Genomic DNA, 18,311 nt, shown 5'->3' on the forward strand with positions numbered 1-18,311 from the left:
GGACGGGGGCTTTTAATTTGCCTGGTGTTTACTGCGCGATGGTTTTCACCGACACGCCGCGTTCGACCGGGTTCGAGCGACCGTAGATATCTTCAAAGCGCTCGATATCGTCTTCACCCAGATAGCTGCCCGATTGCACTTCGATGATCTCGAGTGGAATCTTGCCCGGGTTGCGCAGGCGGTGAACCGAGGCGATCGGGATGTAGGTCGACTGGTTTTCAGTGAGCAGGAACACGTTTTCGTCGCAGGTCACTTCAGCAGTACCGCTGACCACGATCCAGTGTTCGGCGCGGTGATGGTGCATCTGCAGCGACAGGCACGCACCCGGTTTGACCGAGATGCGCTTGACCTGGAAACGACCGCCCATGTCCACCGAGTCGTAGGAGCCCCACGGGCGATAGACTTCGCAGTGGTTCTGGGTTTCGCTGCGACCCTGCTCGTTGAGGGTGTTGACCATCTGTTTGACGCCTTGGACCTTGTCCTTGTGGACGATCATCATGGCGTCCTTGGTTTCGACCACCACGATGTTTTCCAGGCCGATCACCGACACCAGTTTGCCGTTGCCGTGGATCATGCAGTTCTTGCTGTCCTGGATGACCACGTCGCCTTTGGTGACGTTGCCGTTGGCGTCCTTTTCATTGACTTCCCACAGCGACGACCAGCAACCGACATCGCTCCAGCCCGCGGTCAGCGGCACGACGCAGGCGCGCTGGGTTTTTTCCATCACCGAATAGTCAATGGAATTGTCCGGGCAGCAAGCGAAGGTGGCGGGGTCGATGTCGATGGTGTCGGCATCCTGCGCGCTACGTTCCAGGGTCAGTACGCAGGTGTCGTAGATGTCCGGATCGTGCTTTTTCAGCTCTTCGAGGAAGCGGCTGGCGCGGAACAGGAACATGCCGCTGTTCCAGAAATAACCGCCGGACTGGACGAACTCGGTGGCGCGTTTCACGTCGGGTTTTTCGACGAAGTGCGAGACACGACTGACACCTTCCGGCAACAGGGCATCGTTGGTGGATTTGATGTAGCCGTAACCGGTTTCCGGTTTGGTCGCCGGCACGCCGAACAGCACCATCTCGCCACGCTCGGCCGCCACGGTGGCCAGGGCCAGGGCGCGTTGCAGGGCTTTCTGGTCTTCCAGGACGTGGTCGGCCGGCAGCACCAGCATCAACTCGTCGCGACCTTCATTGACCAGCATCATCGCGGTCAGGGCCACTGCTGGCGAGGTGTTGCGGCCGAAGGGTTCCATCAGCACGCGCTGCACGTCCAGGTTGCGGGCGCTCAGTTGCTCGTTGACGATGAAACGGTGTTCCTTGTTGCAGACCACGATCGGGGTGTCCATGCCTTCGAACACCAGGCGTTCGAGGGTTTGCTGGAACAGCGTGTGTTCGCCGGTCAGGGCGAGGAATTGCTTGGGGAACTGCTTACGGGAAAGCGGCCAAAGACGTGAGCCACTACCACCTGACAAGATCACCGGAATCATGTTGTTACTCCTTTAAAATCGATTGGTTAGAGCCACGAACGTTCTGTCGTTTCACTCTTGTTTTTGTTCCGTACCGGACGGTTGACTCTCCCTGTGCAGGGGCCCGTTTCAAGGCCCCATTGGGGGTCAGCTGTTCGGAAAAATTATTAGCGCGTCGACACTGGGCGCTTGACCCAGACTGGCGACAGGCTGCTGCCGTTGCCGGTGACGTACAGCACCGCCGCTTCACCGCGCTCCAGGGCAACCGGCTTCACGTCGCCGACTTTCTTGTCGCCTTCGTACAGCGCCAGGCTGACTTTCACCGGGTTGATTTCACGCTCGCCACGGCCCTTCGCAGCCACGTTCGGCACCACATCGGTCTTGCCGTCGGCGGTTTTCAGGGTCAGGGCCTTGTCGCTCAGGTTCTGCACGCGTACCAGGGATTTCTGCTTGTTCTTGAACGGCGGCTCTTCGATCAGTTGTGGTGCGCCGCTGGCGTTGTTGACCAGGGTGTAATAGTGATCGCCGGCCAGTTTCACCGGCAGGGTCTGGCTACCGACCTTGGCGCTGTAGTCGCCGCCCGGCATGAAGCTGAAGTCAGTGCTGGACAGCGGCGCGACTTCATTCAGGTTGGTGGTGCCGACTGTAGCACTGACTTCAGCGTTACCGGCGTTGTAGACCCGCACGAAGGTGGAGCCTTTCGGTGCGGTCGGGCCGTAGAGGGCAGCGTCGCCACCGGCGAAGGCTTGCATCGAGAGCACGCTCATGCCGGCAACGAGAGCAAAGGTCTTGGCGAGACGGCGAGGAGTAGTAGTGAAAGTCATGGGTGTACCTCTCTTTCAGTTTTGCGCCCGGTCGGGCGTCTCGGATTTGGTGTTTACAGCTACGTTTTGTTGGCGCGCGCCGGCTTGTTTAAGCTCTGCGACCCACTGTGGGTCGGCGTCACCGATTTCGTTGTTCACAGGCAGATATCGTTCAGGGAACTCCCAGATCAGCACTTGTGGCGGGCTGTTCTTGAAGGCATCGCTTTTCAGGTAGCTGAGCATCGGCAGAATCGGGCCATGGCCGTCTTCGGCGTAATTGACCACGTCGCTGTGCAGCGCTTCTTTCAGCGCACCGACGAAGTTCCAGTTAGGGTTGGCGCTGTAGCTGGTGCCGATCAGGGCCACCGGCACTTCCGTGTTGGCGAACAACGCGTCATCACCGGCCGGTTGATCCTGGGCCGCCACGGTGTTGCGCTTCTGCAAAGGTTCTGGCGCCGGCATCAGGTTTTCGAACAGCGGGTCCAGCGGCAGGAACAACCGCAAGTCACCCTTGTGCGTCACCTTCTCGGCAGGTTCGGTGACGAAGTTTTGCGGTTCGCCACTGAGCGGTGCCTTGTCGGCAATGGTTTTGGCCAGGGTCTGGGCAGCGACTTGTGCACCTTCCGGGGTCCAGTGGGTGTCGGTGCGCAGGAACACTTGCTGACCGTCGTGCTTGGCTTGTTGCAGCGGGCCGAGCAGGTCAGGGGCGAGGATCTTGTCGGCCGCCACGCGAGCGTGGAAGTCCTTGTACAGATTGGCGTGGATACTCGCCGGCTTCACTTCACCCAGGTGTTCCGGGTACAGACGCGTCTTGGCCGGAACAATCGCCATCACCAGTTGCACGCCTCGCTTTTTCAGTTCCTGGCGCACGCCCTCTACCAGCGCGTAGTTGCCTTGCAGGTTCAACTCTTCGTTGACGATCGGGTGGAACTCTTCATCGCTGTAGAGCCACTGATCGCGACCGAGCACCACGCCCGGACGACCTTCGTTGAACAGTTTGAAATCCAGCGCGGCCCAAAGGTTGGTGCCCAGGCGCTTGATTGGGAACTCGTCGTCGTAGTGCGTCTCGACGGCTTTGGTCCAGCGTCCGTTGAGCACGGTGGCATCGGCGTTGGTACTGAAGCCGAAGAAGCTGCGTACCGACCACACGCCCAGGACCAGCAAGGTCACCAGGAACAGGGCGATGTAGAAGATGCGTAATGAGCGGGTCATGGTCAGATCCCTCAGAACTGGAAGTAAAGGAACGGCGAGAAGCTTTGCGCCGAGAGTTTGAGAATCGAGGCGATGAACAGCAGCAGTACCAGGGCGCGCATCACGTAACGGGACCAATCGGCGGTCCAGTAGGCCGGTTGCACAGTCGCTTCAACGCCGACGGTGTAACCCGGTTGGTGGATGCTGGCCGGGTTGTCGCCCGGTACGGCTTTGATCATTCCAGGCGTCGCCGCGGCCGGGCCGTCGGTTTCGATGTTCACTGCAGGCTTGGTCTTGACTGGCGGCTGGTTGGTGTAGAAATCACGCAGGCCGAAGAACGCCAGGGTCACGTAAGCCACCACCAGGGTTGCCACTTGCAGACCGGTGAGGCTGGCCTGGTTGAGTTCCGACAGCGACCATTCGCCGAAGCTGAACATTGCGCCGTACATGCGACCGGCGACGTGCAGGTTCTCTGCGCGGAAGATCACCCAGCCCATCACCACCAGCAGGAAGGTCAGGACCCAGCGGATCGGGTTGAAGCTGCGCGGCGAGGTGTTCAGGCCGATGGCTTTTTCGATTGCCAGCCACATGCCGTGCCAGGCGCCCCAGACGATGTAGGTGATGTTCGCGCCGTGCCACAGACCACCGAGCAGCATGGTCAGGAACAGGTTGCGATAGGTCATCAGCGTGCCTTTACGGTTACCGCCGAGGGTGATGTACAGGTAGTCACGCAGCCAGGTGGAGAGGCTGATGTGCCAGCGCCGCCAGAACTCGGTGATCGACTGGCTGACGTACGGCTGTTTGAAGTTTTCCATGAAGCGGAAACCCATCATCAAGCCCAGGCCAATCGCCATGTCGCTGTAGCCGGAGAAGTCGAAGTACAGCTGCGCGGTGTAGGCCAGGGCGCCGAGCCAGGCATCGCCCGTGGTCGGGTTCTGCAAGGCGAAGCAATGGTCGGCGACCACCGCCAGGGTGTCGGCGATGAACACCTTCTTGATGAAACCCTGCATGAACCGCGTGGCACCTTCGGAGAACTTGTCGAGGGTGTGGGTGCGGTTGTTGAACTGGTCGGCCAGGTCGCGGAAACGCAGCACGGGGCCCGCGATCAAGTGCGGGAAGATCGCTACGAATGCGGCAAAGTCGATCAGGTTGCGGGTGGCCGGGGTATCGCCGCGGTAAACGTCGATGATGTAGCTGATGGACTCGAAGATGTAGAACGAGATCCCGATCGGCAACAGTACGTGGGTCAGGATGAACGGCGACAGACCGACCGAGGTCATCATCGCGTTGATGCTCTCCACGCCGAAGTTGGCGTACTTGAAGTAGCCCAGGATGCACAAGTCCACCGCGACGCCGAGCAGCAGCCAGCGTTGGGCCGGTTTGGTCCGGACACCGGCGGCGCCAACTTTCAGGCCGATCCAGTAGTTCCACAGCGTGACGGCTGCGAACAGCGCAAGGAAGTCCACACGCCACCAGGCGTAGAACACGTAGCTGGCGATCAGCAGCAGCAAGTTGCGATAGCGTTGCCCGCTCAAGTAGTACAAGCCGAGAAAGATCGGCAAGAACAGAAACAGGAACACGTTGGATGAAAATACCATCCCGATCTCTCCATGTTTAACCAACAGTCAAGGGCCAACGGCCCCCCCAAACCCCCCACGAAAATCCGGGGATGTATTACTCAATTCATGCCTGACACTGACCCTGTGGCGAGGGGGCTTGCCCCCGTTCGGCTGCGAAGCAGTCGTAAAACCGGTAAACGCGTTATGCCTGAGTCACCGCGCTGTCAGGTTTTGGGGGCGCTACGCACCCCAACGGGGGCAAGCCCCCTCGCCACAATGGATAGCGCTGAGCTTTAAGAGCCCTTGTTGCCTTTCTCGTTGGCCGGGTCATAGACCTTGGTCAAATCCCCGCCGAGGCGGAAAGACTTGAACGGCTGCATCTTGTGCTTGAGTTCCAGCACATTCGGCGCGCAGGTGTAGAGCGAGCAGAACGGTTCGAGCCAGGCGAATTTCGAGTCGATCTTGAGATCGGTCATGTCCTGATCCTTGCCGTTTCTCTGCTCGAATTGATCCGGGTCTTTCACCCCGGCCAGCACGCGATCACCCAGGCGTTTCAAGGCGCCGTTGTTTTCCTGACGCAAATCCACACCGTTGGCCTGGGCGAAACTGGCGATCATCGCCAGCGGCGGCAGGGCGTAGTTGTGGTAGGCGAGGGCGCGTTGCTGGCGCTTGAGTTCGTTAGGCAGGAAGCCTTGGGCGTCGATTTGATTGGCGCCGACCTTGAATTCCTTCACGGCCCAGTCGAACAGGTCGCGGCGGTTGGTGGCGACCGACGTGGCCATCACCGACCAGGCGGCCCAATACGAGTGGTTGTTGGTCTGTTCGAGCGGCAGGTTGTCCCAATCGCTGACCACCTGGTCGGCCATTTTGCTGAACCAGGCTTCAATCACCTGCGCCTCTTCCTGGTGGGTGGCCAGTGGGTGCGAGTCAGAGAATTTCAGGCGGATATAGGACGACGCCATGCTGCCCAGCGCCCATTTGCGCATGGACTTGCCAGTGTGGTTGAAGTCCCTGGACATCAACGCGTCGGCCTTGGCCCAGGCGGTCAACCAGTCGAGGGTGCATTCCAGTTGTTCCGGGCGACCGTCACGCATGAACTGCATCACTCGCTTGCTGGTGCCACGCTCGATCTTGGTGATGTCGGCGGTGGTGTCGCGGAAGGCTTTTTCCGATGCCTCGTTCAGGGTCGAACGGGACTTGTCGGAGCCTTCGTATTTGCTGCGAAACTGCAGGGCGCCGGTGTAGGGCGTCGGCATTGCATCGCAGCCTTCGCTCTTGTCGCCGGTCTTGAATTTATCCACAGGCGCGAAGTAACCCTGGGGCGGGTGCAGTGGCGCGGCGGCCTGGGTGGCGCCAGCGAACATCGCCAGAGCCAGCAGGGAAGGCGCGAGTAACTGTTTCAAAGTTCGGGTTTGCATGCAGTTCATAAGAGGTAGCCTCATTGCCCGGCTTGAGCAGTACGCTGCCCGGTGCCGGAGAACACGTTGCGTTTGCAGATTTTCGCTTCGACTTTCTGCGGCGCGGCGCCTGGTGTTTCAGGCCCTTGGACTTCAACGGCCAGCAGATTCTGCGAGGCCCAGTCTTCGTCCGTGCGCAACTCGAAAGCGAAACGCCCGTCGGTTTCGGAGGTTTCCGGCTTCTCGATCTTGATGTCCTCATGACGCCCATTCATGTACCAGAGGGTGGCATGCAGGGTTTTCACCGACGTATCGGCGAAGCGGATATCGACCTGGTGGTCACTGTTGCGCAGGTCCAGGTTTTTGCTGTTGACCATCAGTTCGTTTTTGCCCGGCTTCAGTGCGGCGCTGCCGCTCATCTGTGCATCCTTGCCTTCGCAACCGTTATCCAGCAGCGCCATCATCTGGCGGTAGATGGTTTCCTGGTCGAGGCGATAAAGCGGCGAGAACTCCCAGATGAGAATCTTCGGTGGCTTGGTCTGGAACTCTTCGCTGCCCAGGTACTGCAGCATCGAACCTTCCAGGCCACCGCCGGGGAATGCCACGTTGAGGATGTCGGCGCCGATGGCCTCTTCGAGGAAACCGGCGAAGTTGTAGTTCTTGCCGCTGTGGCTGGTGCCGACCAGGGTGATTTGCGGGTTGCCGGATTCACCGAACAGATCGCCATCCGCCGCTTCGCCCTTGGGCTCGGTGGTGAACTGATCCATGTACTGGATCGCGTAGCTGGTGCCACAGAGTTGACCCGCCATGTTGTGCAACGTTCCGGTCTTGCCCATGCGACCCGACTTATGGGTCTCGAATTCACGTTTGGGAATGTCGGCGAAGGCCGGCATTTGCTTGACCTTCTCGGCGACGATCTTCGCGGTGCGCTGGGCGCCATACGGGGTCCAGTGCTGGTCACCGCGGAAGTAGAAATCGTGGGCGGGCAGGGTGTCGGGCAGCGATTCGTTGGTCAGCGGCGACAGGTCAGGGACGACGTAGCCCATCTGCGCGAAACGCCCGAGCATGGTTTTGTAGTTGGTCAGTGCCTTGTCGAAATCGTATTTGGCTTTTTCTTCCGGGTTCAGCTTGTTGCGGTTCACCAGGCCACGGGTCGGCTGGTAAACGATGACCAGTTCCACGCCTTTGCTCTTGAATGCATCGTGCAGCTGCTTCATGCGTTTGTAGCCGGCGGGCGTGGTATCGAATTCGGTGCGCAGGTCTTCTTGGGTACGGAACAGCCAGTCGCCTTGGGCCTGCACCAGCGTGGTGAAGTTCTGCTGATAGCGGGTGGTGTAGTTCTTCGGGTCGTGGGCTGCCGGGCACAGGCTGCAGCACGGCTCGGCGCTGAAACTCGGCGCTGCCTTGGCGTCTTCGGCACGCACGCCAGTGCTGGCCGCAAGAATGCCCGCAGTCAGGGCCGACAGGCTGAGTAATTTGATCAAGTGTGGGTGCATAAAATTATCCTCAGTCCCGCATTTCGGTCTGGCGTTCGACAGGGTCGATCAGCACGGCTTTCTGCTGGCGCACCAGCAGGTCGAGAATTTCATCCTGACGCTCGCCCAAAATCCCCGAGAAGCTGATACCGCTGGTTTTGGTCGGCGCGAGCATCGACACGCGATACAACTCCACGCTCAGCGGCGAGTCGATCGACAGCGGTCCGCTGCCGTTGGCGGCCAGTTCACCACCAACCACGATCAGCGACACTTCGGCATCGAACGGGTCGAGCTTGATGTCCCGGTCGGTGTTGGTCAGGTCTTTGATGTGCCCGTAGACGCCGGTCAGGCCGTTGGCCATCGAGACGTTTTCGTAGAGGCGAATGTTCACGCTGTTACGAATACGGATGCCGTGACGCCGGTTGCTGATCACCTGGTTGCCCCACAGCAGGTTGTCGGCACTCTCGTAGAGGGTGATGCCGTCGGTGTGGTTCTTGTAGATCTCGTTGTAGGCGATCAGGTTGTTCACACTGTTACGGTCGATCACCAGGCCCGAGAGGTGGTTGTCGTAGCTGCGGTTGTTGAAGATGAAGCTGTCGTTGACCTCACGGGAAATAATGATCCCGTGCTTCTTCTTCGTACCGTACACCGTGTTGTCGGCGATGATCAGACCGTGGGAACGGTCATGGGGGTCGATGCCGTAGACGATGTTGTCTTTGTAGGTATTGCCCTTGACCACGAAGTCGCGGGTTTCGTAGCAGTAGAAGCCGTACCACATGTCCGAGAACTCGGAGCCGACGATCCAGCCGGTCGGTTCAGGGCGCTTGAGCACCTTGGCCATGTTCGGCGTGTATTGGGAAATACTCACGCCGTAGGACTTACTGTTGGCGTAACCGAAGCTGGCAATCTTGCTGTTGGCGATGTAGGTCTCGGTGCCGCCCCAGGACAGCAGGAACGGACGGAATTCCTTGGGCGACGAGAAGGCCGCCGGGCCGTTGGCCTTCTCGCTCCAGCCGGTGATCTTGGTATCACGCACAAACAGCTGACCGTCGTTGACCAGGAACGAGCCGGCCTCCTGGGACAGGCGCAATTCCTGGGTCTGTTTGTCGATTTCCAGAATGCCGTGTCTGCCCACCACGATCGGCAACTTCGCCAGGAACACACCTGGCGACGTTTCGCTGAGGTACTGCTTGGGCAGCTGCTTGGTCAGATCCTTGAGGTTCATGTAGCCGTCGTCGACGAAGATCGCCTGCGGGATGCCGTGCTGACGCACCACCCACTCGGCCATCTTGTTGTCGCCGCCGATGAAGTCCTTCAAGGCGTCTTCCTGCATCATCCGGCGCACGCTGATCTTACCGGGCTTGGTGCGCACGATTTTCGCGGCGATGGCTTCGGCGGTGTAGCCTGAAGTGTCCGGCAGTTTCGGCTTGGCCAAGTCCAGGGGCGCGGTTGGCGCGCTGCTGACGGTGTAGGTCTTGGCCTGTTGCAGCCCCTTGGCTATGGTCGTCGATTTGCCCTGTTGCACAGACTTGGCCGGTTCGACGGTGGCGAAGGCGGCTGCGCTGGCCAGCAGCAGCGCGCCGGCCAGCAGGCTGATCGAGCCTTTCTTGGCGCTGTTCATGTCGGGCACTCCCTTCGCGGTTTGCATCAGAAGCGCCAGATCACGTCGATAAACGCACGGTGCATGTACGAGTCGACTTCTTTGCCATAGGCATCGCCGGGCTTGAACACACCGCCACGGAACCGCACCAGGGCCGAAGGCTCATCGATCGACTGGCTCAACGCTGCCGGCAACAGGCCTTGCTTGAAGTACTTGGTGACCACCAGGTCCATTTCCTGACCGAGGTCCTTGTTGCCATCTTCCAGCGGCAAGGAGGTGCTGGAGAGGATCGCGCCGGTCGCGTCGTCGGTGTTATTTTCAACAGCGTTGATGCCGTTGCTGCCCACCGGCTTGTTGCCGTCCACACGCCAGAACTTGTGGTAGATCAGGCTGGCGTCGTATTCGTCGTTGAGCATCCAGGAGCCGAACAGCGTAGCGGTCTGCATGTTGTTCATTTCGCCACGGAAGGCTTCGCCGAAACGGTGAACCCGCGAGCGCGTACCGGTGTAGTTCGAGCGGTTGCTTTCCAGGCCGTTCTGTTGGTACTCGGCGCTGGCGCGGGCATAGGCTGCACCGACTTGCCACTGTGGATCGAGGCGCAGACGAACACCCACGTCGGTAGCCCAGCCGTTCAGGTCTTCACCACGCTTGGCTTCTGCCGGGCGAGTGCCGTCGGCATTCAGCGGGTTGACCGTGTCACGGTCGCCGCTCATGCCGGTGATGCTGCCCCAGTAATTGACGGAGTTGGTGTTGCGCCAGTTATAGGCATCACTGTCGGCGGTGAGGCCGAGCCAGCTGATGTCGCCGTTCTGTTTCTTGTCCAGGGTATCGCCGGCCACACCTGGCTCCGGATAGTCGAGCTTGCCGTTATCGTGGGTGTGATGACCGCGAATGCCGACCCAGTTACCCGGCGTCCACTGATACGCCGCATCGGCGTAGGCGTGCAGGCGATCCTTGTCTTTGGGCGCCAGTTCTTTCAGGTCGGTACGGTATTCGCTGAAGCGTTCGGCGATACCGACGTTGGCGCGCAACAGGGTGGTGTCGAAGGTCCAGTTCAGGGCTTCGATGTTGGTGTCGCGCCATTGGCCGTCGTCGTTGCGCAGGCGTTGGCGACCGAACTTGAGGATCTCGCCAGGGTAAGGCGTGAGGCCCTGGTAACCGACCCAGAACTCGCGCATCGCCAGGTAGTTTTTCTTGGTCTTGCGATCACCGCTGTCGGTGGTCTGGGTGCCGCTGTTGTCGGACTGCTGCAGGGTGTCGGTTTCGATGATGTCGGTGGACGTCACGGCCTGACCCATCGCGTAGGCGCTCCACGCGCCGCTTTCGCCATAGACCCATGGGCGCAGGTCGAGGCCGACGCCGTTAACGTCGCCGCCACCGGCGGTGCCAAGGTCACTGTCGTTCTCGGACTGGCCGGTAACTTTGACTTCGAGACCGAAGTTCTTGTCTTCGGTCAGGGCCGCCAGGGTCGGGCACGACCACAGCAGGGCGAATGTCAGGCCAATACCGGCCTGCACGAATGGATTGAGTTTCATAGGGATTCCTCGCCGTCTTCTTCTTGCAAAGCGTGCAGTTCCAGCGTGTCCGGACTCACGGTGCTACGAATGGCCTGTTCTTGTTTGAGCAGGCGTTGGGCCTCGGCCAGCCGATCAGGCGGCAGTTGCGCTTCGAGTGTTTGCGCAAGCTCAGTGGCTTGCGGGGTGTCTTGAGCCTTGGCCAATTGGCTGAAGACGTAAGCGTTGACCGGGTCGGGCCGGGTGCCCTTGCCTTGGGAGAACAGTTGGGCGATGGCGAAATCGGCGCTGTTCTGGCCGTTGCGCGCAGCGGTCAGCAGGTGATCCAGGGCTTTCTGCGGATAGACCTTGCCCAGGTAACCGCGACGGTAAATCTGGCCGAGGTAGTAATCGGCGGCGACTTCCCGGCCGACGGCTTTCTTGAAGTGCTCTTCGGCGACCTTGGCGTCGGCCGGCACCATCTTGCCTTCGTAGTAGAGCTTGCCCAGCAACAGTTCGGCGCGCGGCTGGTCGGCGGCGCGGCCGTTGTCCAGGTACTTCATCATCGTGTCGACGTCGCCCAGTTCAGGGAAGTCGTAGAGCAATTGCGCCAGGCTGACCCACGACGCCGGGTAGCCCGGGGCGATGCCTTCGAGCAGCGACTGAGCGGTTTTTTCGTCGGTCTTGCCCAGGCTCGCATCGCCCAGCACGCGGGCCACGCTGTCGACCCGTTGCGCGGAGACGGTGCCACGGCTGTGAGCAGCCTGCATCTGCTTGATCAACTCGGCCTGTTGTTCGGGCTGGCCACGTTTCTGATAGACCGTGGCCAGTTCGACGTAGCAGATGTCGGTGGTATTCAACGCCGCTTTGCAGATCTTTTCCACGTCATTCAGGTGTTGGTCGTAAGTGCCTTGGGTGCGATAGAGCAGCACCTGGGCCAGACCTGCTTCCGGTTTGCCTTCGGCGCGCCATTGGCTGATCTGCTGTTGTGCGTTGACGTTGGGGAAGTTGTGCGGGAATTGCAGATACAGCATCGCCAACGGGATCAGGGTGTTGCCTTCGCCATTGGTCGCGGCTTTCTTCAACAGTGTTTCGGCTTCGTGGTGTTCGGCTTCGGTGGCGCCAGGTTTGGCCACCAGCAGGCGACCCAGGCGAGCCTGAGCCCGCGGCGAGACGCTGGCTGCGGCGCGGTAAGTCGCCTCGGCCTTTTTGATCTGCGCCGGGTCGCGGCTGTCGACCTGAATGTCGGCCAGCCCAACCTGGGCTTCGCTGTAGCCCAGGTCGGCCAGTTGCTGATAGTTCTGCGCCGCCAGCGTGGTATCACCGCGCTTGAGGGCTTCATTGGCCAGGCGCTGGTCGGGCAGGCCGGCGCAACCGGCCAGGCTTACGGCCAGTGCAACTGCACACAGTGATCCTATGTGGGTGCGCGGTGTTCTGAGGATTTGTGGAGTCGTCACGGGCATGTCCTCTTTTTAAAGACCGGCGGCCATGGCTTTGTTGATCAGCCAGTTCAGGTTCGGGCCACGGGTGCTGTTCACTTCCGCCGGGCGACCGGCGAATGCGCTGTCCAGCGGCTCGTCAGGTTTGATCTGCACGCGGATATCGGATGACAGGTCTTCGCTTTTCAGGCTGGTGCTGCTGACGATCTTGCCGGTACGGGTCTGGTCTTCGCCGGCGATCTGGAAGCTGACCGTGGTGCCTGGGCGCACGTCGCCGAACTGGCGATAGGAGAAGCGTGCTTCAACGTTGGCTTCGGTATTGCGTGGTACCAGTTGGAAGATCACGTCACCTTTGTTGGCGTATTGACCGTTAGCCACCAGTTGCTGCGCCACGGTGCAATCGCACGGGGAGGTCAGGGTGCCGGTCATTTGCTTGCCGAAGAGCTCTTCAACCTTGGACGGTTGCAGTTGGTTTTCGTCCAGATGGCCCTTGAGCACGTCGAGCATGCTGGTGCTGAAGGTCGCCAGCGGTGCGCCTTTGGCAGCAACGCCGTCAGCCTTGATCAGGCTCTGCACGGTGCCGTCGCGCGGCATGGTGATGTTCATGCCTTGCACGCTGACCAGACCGGCCTGGGCGTGGCTGACGAAGTACATGCCGTACACCGATTTGAAAATGAAACCGAACGCTACCAGGCCGACCACGAAGATGCCGGCGCTGAAGGTCACCGCTTTCAGACGGCCGAGCGCGGTCATGCCGTGGCCGCCGTCCTTGACCTTGCGCGCCTTGGTGAAGTTGTCGCGCTGCAGGGTCGCCAGCACTTCACCGATGCTGACGATGTCGCCGGCCAGGTGCGAGGTGATCAGGTGGCGCAGGGTGGAAATGTCCCGCGGTTCCAGGTTCTGGAACTGGCAACCGGTGCGACCGGTCTGGCGGTCGACGGAGCGGATCTGCAATTCCACGTCCATGGCCAGGCCAAGGTTATCGATGACGAATTGCAGGCGGGCCTTGTGCACATCGCCAACCTTCAGCGGCAGCTGACCGGCGTTGAACGCCAGGCCGCCTGCGGAAAGGTCGATGACCCGGGCTTCGACCGGGGTCCGGTCAGGGCCGAAGAAACGCAGCTTGGCCGGAATTTTCACACGGGCGTGTTGGCGCTGGGCTTCGGATTCGTGCACTACGTTGCTGTTGACGGCGGTATTCATATGGGCGATTTCCTAGTTAATTCAGGCGAGTTCGGTCAGACCATCATCAGCAGCACGGCGACAAAGATGCTGCCGGCGGAGAAGGTCATGGTCCGAGACGACCAGGTGTTGAACCAACGTTGAAAGCTGGCGAGATCACGGGTCAGAGAAGTGGGCTGGCGAGTCCAGGATTGTTGATCGAGGCGGAAGAACACGTAGATCTTCACCAGCGCGCCGACGATCTGGTTGTAATAGAGAATGGCCGGGTACGCCGGGCCGATCCGGTGACCGGAACAGGACAGCAACAGGGTCAGGATCAGGCGGGTGATGCCGATCCACAGCAGGTAAACCAGGATGAACGCGGTGCCGTACTTGAAGGTGGCGATGAGCGCCACGGTCAGGCCCAGCAGGGACGTCCACATCGACACGCGCTGATCGAACAGCACCACTGACGTGAACAGACCGAGGCGTTTCATCCCCAGGCCCAGGGCGCGGGAGTTCTGCCGCAGGTTGTTGCCGTACCAACGGAACATCAGTTTGCGACTGGCCTTGATGAAGCTCTTTTCCGGCGGGTGTTCCACGGTATGGATCGCGGCGTCGGGCACGTAGAACGTGTCGTAACCCAGGCGCATCAGGCTGAACCAGCTCGACTTGTCGTCACCGGTCAGGAACTTGAAGCGGCCCAGACGCCAGTGTTGCAGCGAGTCGCTTTCCACGTCGGCGATGAAGTCCGGGTTGGTGACCACGGTGGCGCGGAACACCGACATCCGACCGGTCATGGTCAATACACGCTTGGACAGGGCCATGGAGCACATGTTGATGTGGCGCTGGGCGAATCGCAGTTTGTGCCATTCGCTCATGATGTAGCCGCCGCGCACTTCGCAGAACTCGTTGGTGGTCAGGCCGCCGACATTGCCGAACAGCTGGAACCACGGCACGGTCTTGAGCACGACGCCTTCGGCCAGCACGGTGTCGCCATCGATCACGGCAACCACGGCGCGGTCGTCCGGCAGGTGGCGGGAGATGGCGCGGAAACCGTAGGCCAGGCCATCGCGCTTGCCGGTGCCGGGAATGCGCACGAAGTCGAGCTTGACGCTCGCCGGTGGGTTCATGCGTTTCCAGAGGCTCTTGACCAGCAGCTCATCGGACATTTCGACGATGGAGCACACCACGGTGGTCGGCAGGCCGCAGTCGATGGCCTCGCGGATGACCGAGCTGTAGACCTGCGCGGTGGTCAGCGCGTCGATACGGAAGCTGGTGACCATCAGGAACACATGGGAGGGGTCTGCCGCTTTACCCAGCTTGCGCACTTTGCGCCGCAGGTGCGGGTAGACCACGTACAGAAACAGCATGCCGCGCAGAAAGTGCGTGGCACCCATCGAGTAGCGCCAGATACCGACGATACCGACCAGGAAAATGAAGTCCTTCGACTCGGAGTCGAACGTGGACACAGGCAACGCAATGGCGATGCCCATCAATAAACTTAGGTAAAACAGCCAACCGGCGGCCTGAAGTAGGCCGTGCTTTAGCCTGTGCATAATCTGCATCCGTCTCGATCTCGGGCGGAGCCCGATTGGGTTAAGGCAGGCTTGTGAAAACTGGCGCCACCCGGTTTGGATAACGCCAGAATCCCTGTAGGAGCTGGCGAAGCCTGCGATCTTTTGATCTTTCGCTTGGGATTCAAGTGAGCTGGGAAAGATCGCAGCCTCGTTTCACTCGACAGCTCCTACAGGCGTGTTACCAGCAGATACCTTCGGTGCGCTTGCTGACGCTGGTGGCTTGAGACATGAAGCCGACCAGGTCGACCACTTGCTTGCCGTGCGGTGCTTCCTGCGCCAGGGCGCGGAATTTCTCGTCACGGTTACCGAGGATGATCACGTCGGAGTTGTTGATCACGTCCTCGAAGTTCGAGTTGAGCAAGGACGAGACGTGAGGGATCTTCGACTCGATGTAATCCTTGTTCGCGCCGTGGACACGGGCGTACTCGACGTTGCTGTCGTAGATGCTCAGGTCGTAGCCCTTGCCGATCAGCATTTCCGCCAGATCGACCAGCGGGCTTTCGCGCAGGTCGTCGGTGCCGGCCTTGAAGCTCAGGCCCAGCAGGGCGACTTTGCGTTTGTCGTGGCTGGAGACGATGTCGAACGCGTTCTGCACCTGGGACTCGTTACTGCGCATCAGCGAGTTGAGCAGCGGTGCTTCGACGTCCAGGGAACCGGCGCGGTAGGTCAGGGCGCGCACATCTTTCGGCAGGCAGGAGCCGCCGAACGCGAAGCCAGGACGCATGTAGTACTGGGACAGGTTCAGTGTCTTGTCCTGGCAGACCACTTCCATCACTTCGCGACCATCGACGCCGACAGCCTTGGCGATGTTGCCGATCTCGTTGGCGAAGGTCACCTTGGTGGCGTGCCACACGTTGCAGGTGTACTTGATCATCTCGGCAACGGCGATGTCCTTGCGGATGATCGGCGCGTCGAGTTCTTCGTACAGCGATTGCAGAACGTCGCCCGAAGCCTTGTCGAACTCACCGATGACGGTCATTGGCGGCTGGTCGTAGTCGGCGATCGCGGTGCTTTCACGCAGGAACTCAGGGTTCACGGCAACACCGAAGTCGACACCGGCTTTCTTGCCGGAGCAATCTTCGAGAATCGGGATGACCACGTTTGCCACGGTGCCCGGCAACACGGTGCTGCGCACGACGATGGTGTGGCGGGTGGTTTTGTCACGCAGAACAAAACCGATTTCGCGGCACACGGCCTCGATGTAGTTCAGTTCCAGGTCGCCGTTCTTTTTGCTCGGCGTGCCGACGCAGATCATCGACAGGTCGGTGTCGCGAATCGCCTCGGCGAAGTTGGTCGTGCCGCGCAGACGGCCAGTCTCGATGCCCTGTTTCAGAAGTTCGCCCAGACCGGGTTCAACGATCGGCGAACGACCGGCGTTGATCATATCGATCTTGTCTTTGGCAACATCGACGCCAACGACGTCATGGCCCCGTGCAGACAGGCAACCGGCACAGACTGCACCGACGTAACCCAAACCAAATATGCTGATGCGCATCGCATTTACCTCTCAGTTAATCAAGACTGTGTTCAACAAGCCATTACATGGCCGGAGTTAATGGTGTTCAGCGGTCATAGTGCACTCGCAAGTGCGGCCTTAAAGGCGTCACAATGCCGGGTGCAGGCATACTAAGTTCCGAGTGTCTAAATAAGTGCACTCAAGATGTGCGCAACCAGGCCTTATTGTTATGACGTGCCCTGTTATGCAGCCGACCCTCTAATCAGAGGACGTTCGTGCAAAGGTCTTGCGCGCTCAATGCCAGGCCAGAAGCCCGTAAATCAAGCGGTTGGGTGCTCGGGTGAGCACGTTTATAGGGGCGCAGCCGTGGCCTTGTAGGGGATATTAATGGTGCGTTATCTCCTGTCCTTCATGTGTTGCCCAAACAAGTGATCCATAAGTTCAAGTTAATGTGACAACTTCGCTATCGGGACCGCTTCTCTGTGTAAGTTATCTCGTACGTTCGCCGAGAGAATCGTTACGGGTGGTATGAACGGCGCATTTGGACATAGTTCCAGTCCGCCCATCGCGATTTCTGAAATTTCTTGAAATATTGAAAAAGATGGCACTGCTCTCATATTGATAGCACTTGCCGTTTCGCCCTTTATATATAGGGTGATTATTGCCTTGGATACTTTTTTGCCACTACCAACAAAAATTTTCAGTGCCACTACTGAAAAAAATCAGCAAAGTCGAGTGAAACAAAAGTTAGAAAATAGAGTGCTTGTTTTTTGGCGCCAATAAGTCGGCGAAAAGGGCGGGGATTGTTCGAGGATCGAAGGGGTAGCGCACGACGAAGTTGTTGATGTCGTGCGCGAATTGAGTGCGGGTCTGGTTACTCCGGTGCGTGATCGCGCAAGAACACCAGATTGTCCGGTTTAGACTGTTCGCTGCTGTAGCGATAACCCTGAACATCGAACTGCTTGAGGGCGATCGGGTCATTGATGCGTTCTTCAATGACGAAGCGGCTCATCATCCCGCGGGCCTTTTTCGCGTAGAAGCTGATGATTTTGTACTGGCCGTTCTTCAAGTCCTTGAACTCGGTATTGATGATGCGCGCGTTCAAGGCGCTGCGTTTGACCGCCGAGAAGTATTCGTTGGAGGCCAGGTTCAGCAGCACATCGTCGCCTTGATCGGCCAGCGCTTCGTTCAGCCATTCGCTGATCCGCGTGCCCCAGAAGGCATACAGATCCTTGCCACGGGCATTGGCCAGCTTGGTGCCCATCTCCAGCCGATAGGGTTGCATCAGGTCCAGAGGGCGCAGCAAGCCGTACAGGCCGGAGAGCATGCGCAAGTGCTGCTGGGCGTAATCGAAGTCGGCTTCGCTGAAGGTTTGTGCATTCAGGCCGGTGTACACGTCGCCCTTGAATGCCAGCAAGGCCTGCTTGGCGTTGGCAGGGGTGAAGGCCGGGGTCCAGCTGCCGAAACGTGCGGCATTGAGGCCGCCAATCTTGTCGGAGACGTGCATCAGCTCGCTGATCTGCGCCGGCGTGAGGTCGCGCAGTTGCAGGATCAGTTCCTGGGAGTGGTCGAGGTATTGCGGCTGAGTGAAGCGCTGGGTCGCCGGGGGTGTTTCGTAATCGAGGGTCTTGGCGGGGGAAATCACCATCAGCATGAAGTCGGCTCCTTTAATCGTGGGGGCGATTCTAGGGGGTTGTC

General features: G+C 59.7%; 13 protein-coding genes. All 13 read right to left on the bottom strand.

The annotated features are described in order from the left end of the window. Positions 1 to 28: 28 nt before the first annotated feature. On the bottom strand, positions 29 to 1,480 hold the full coding sequence (locus AC1RL4_RS23005; RefSeq protein WP_230174244.1) for a mannose-1-phosphate guanylyltransferase/mannose-6-phosphate isomerase: 1,452 nt from the start codon (positions 1,478 to 1,480) through the stop codon (positions 29 to 31). 146 nt (positions 1,481 to 1,626) lie between these two features. Further along, entirely contained in the window at positions 1,627 to 2,283 is a 657-nt protein-coding gene (locus AC1RL4_RS23010) for an alginate O-acetyltransferase AlgF (protein WP_019581115.1), read from the bottom strand. 15 nt (positions 2,284 to 2,298) lie between these two features. Further along, positions 2,299 to 3,474, bottom strand: a complete 1,176-nt coding sequence (locus AC1RL4_RS23015; protein WP_096479571.1) for an alginate O-acetyltransferase — start codon at positions 3,472 to 3,474, stop codon at positions 2,299 to 2,301. A gap of 11 nt (positions 3,475 to 3,485) precedes the next feature. Then, a complete protein-coding gene (locus AC1RL4_RS23020) occupies positions 3,486 to 5,051 on the bottom strand; it encodes an MBOAT family O-acyltransferase (RefSeq protein WP_096479572.1) in 1,566 nt (521 codons plus the stop codon). Positions 5,052 to 5,305: 254 nt separating this feature from the next. Continuing rightward, complete coding sequence (locus AC1RL4_RS23025; RefSeq protein WP_429571098.1) at positions 5,306 to 6,439, bottom strand: mannuronate-specific alginate lyase; 1,134 nt, start codon at positions 6,437 to 6,439, stop codon at positions 5,306 to 5,308. Between the two features lie 11 nt (positions 6,440 to 6,450). Next, positions 6,451 to 7,905, bottom strand: coding sequence for an alginate O-acetyltransferase (locus AC1RL4_RS23030; protein WP_019581111.1), 1,455 nt, complete (start codon positions 7,903 to 7,905; stop codon positions 6,451 to 6,453). Between the two features lie 10 nt (positions 7,906 to 7,915). Further along, on the bottom strand, positions 7,916 to 9,505 hold the full coding sequence (gene algG, locus AC1RL4_RS23035; protein WP_230174269.1) for a mannuronan 5-epimerase AlgG: 1,590 nt from the start codon (positions 9,503 to 9,505) through the stop codon (positions 7,916 to 7,918). Between the two features lie 26 nt (positions 9,506 to 9,531). Then, a complete protein-coding gene (locus AC1RL4_RS23040; RefSeq protein WP_096479574.1) occupies positions 9,532 to 11,019 on the bottom strand; it encodes an alginate export family protein in 1,488 nt (495 codons plus the stop codon). Further along, entirely contained in the window at positions 11,016 to 12,440 is a 1,425-nt protein-coding gene (gene algK, locus AC1RL4_RS23045) for an alginate biosynthesis TPR repeat lipoprotein AlgK (protein WP_230174276.1), read from the bottom strand. The genes AC1RL4_RS23040 and algK overlap by 4 nt, the downstream gene beginning before the upstream one ends. A 9-nt stretch (positions 12,441 to 12,449) precedes the next feature. Further along, positions 12,450 to 13,619, bottom strand: a complete 1,170-nt coding sequence (locus tag AC1RL4_RS23050) for an alginate biosynthesis protein Alg44 (RefSeq protein ID WP_230174278.1) — start codon at positions 13,617 to 13,619, stop codon at positions 12,450 to 12,452. Positions 13,620 to 13,654: 35 nt separating this feature from the next. Next, a complete protein-coding gene (gene alg8, locus AC1RL4_RS23055; protein ID WP_429571097.1) occupies positions 13,655 to 15,136 on the bottom strand; it encodes a mannuronan synthase in 1,482 nt (493 codons plus the stop codon). Positions 15,137 to 15,335: 199 nt separating this feature from the next. After that, on the bottom strand, positions 15,336 to 16,652 hold the full coding sequence (locus AC1RL4_RS23060; RefSeq protein ID WP_018927123.1) for a nucleotide sugar dehydrogenase: 1,317 nt from the start codon (positions 16,650 to 16,652) through the stop codon (positions 15,336 to 15,338). A gap of 835 nt (positions 16,653 to 17,487) precedes the next feature. After that, positions 17,488 to 18,267 (bottom strand): peroxide stress protein YaaA, encoded by a 780-nt coding sequence (gene yaaA, locus AC1RL4_RS23065; protein ID WP_019581104.1) that lies wholly within the window; start codon positions 18,265 to 18,267, stop codon positions 17,488 to 17,490. Positions 18,268 to 18,311 lie beyond the last annotated feature (44 nt).

Source organism: Pseudomonas sp. GW822-FHT07A10 (assembly GCF_058798795.1).

What these genes read in the sequence shown, in the direction of transcription:
- AC1RL4_RS23060 (WP_018927123.1), bottom strand. Translation starts at nt 16,652, where the DNA reads ATGCGCATCAGCATATTTGGTTTGGGTTACGTCGGTGCAGTCTGTGCC.
- alg8 (WP_429571097.1), bottom strand. Translation starts at nt 15,136, where the DNA reads ATGCACAGGCTAAAGCACGGCCTACTTCAGGCCGCCGGTTGGCTGTTT.
- AC1RL4_RS23015 (WP_096479571.1), bottom strand. Translation starts at nt 3,474, where the DNA reads ATGACCCGCTCATTACGCATCTTCTACATCGCCCTGTTCCTGGTGACC.
- AC1RL4_RS23040 (WP_096479574.1), bottom strand. Translation starts at nt 11,019, where the DNA reads ATGAAACTCAATCCATTCGTGCAGGCCGGTATTGGCCTGACATTCGCC.
- AC1RL4_RS23025 (WP_429571098.1), bottom strand. Translation starts at nt 6,439, where the DNA reads ATGAACTGCATGCAAACCCGAACTTTGAAACAGTTACTCGCGCCTTCC.
- AC1RL4_RS23010 (WP_019581115.1), bottom strand. Translation starts at nt 2,283, where the DNA reads ATGACTTTCACTACTACTCCTCGCCGTCTCGCCAAGACCTTTGCTCTC.
- AC1RL4_RS23030 (WP_019581111.1), bottom strand. Translation starts at nt 7,905, where the DNA reads ATGCACCCACACTTGATCAAATTACTCAGCCTGTCGGCCCTGACTGCG.
- yaaA (WP_019581104.1), bottom strand. Translation starts at nt 18,267, where the DNA reads ATGCTGATGGTGATTTCCCCCGCCAAGACCCTCGATTACGAAACACCC.
- algG (WP_230174269.1), bottom strand. Translation starts at nt 9,505, where the DNA reads ATGAACAGCGCCAAGAAAGGCTCGATCAGCCTGCTGGCCGGCGCGCTG.
- AC1RL4_RS23050 (WP_230174278.1), bottom strand. Translation starts at nt 13,619, where the DNA reads ATGAATACCGCCGTCAACAGCAACGTAGTGCACGAATCCGAAGCCCAG.
- AC1RL4_RS23020 (WP_096479572.1), bottom strand. Translation starts at nt 5,051, where the DNA reads ATGGTATTTTCATCCAACGTGTTCCTGTTTCTGTTCTTGCCGATCTTT.
- AC1RL4_RS23005 (WP_230174244.1), bottom strand. Translation starts at nt 1,480, where the DNA reads ATGATTCCGGTGATCTTGTCAGGTGGTAGTGGCTCACGTCTTTGGCCG.
- algK (WP_230174276.1), bottom strand. Translation starts at nt 12,440, where the DNA reads ATGCCCGTGACGACTCCACAAATCCTCAGAACACCGCGCACCCACATA.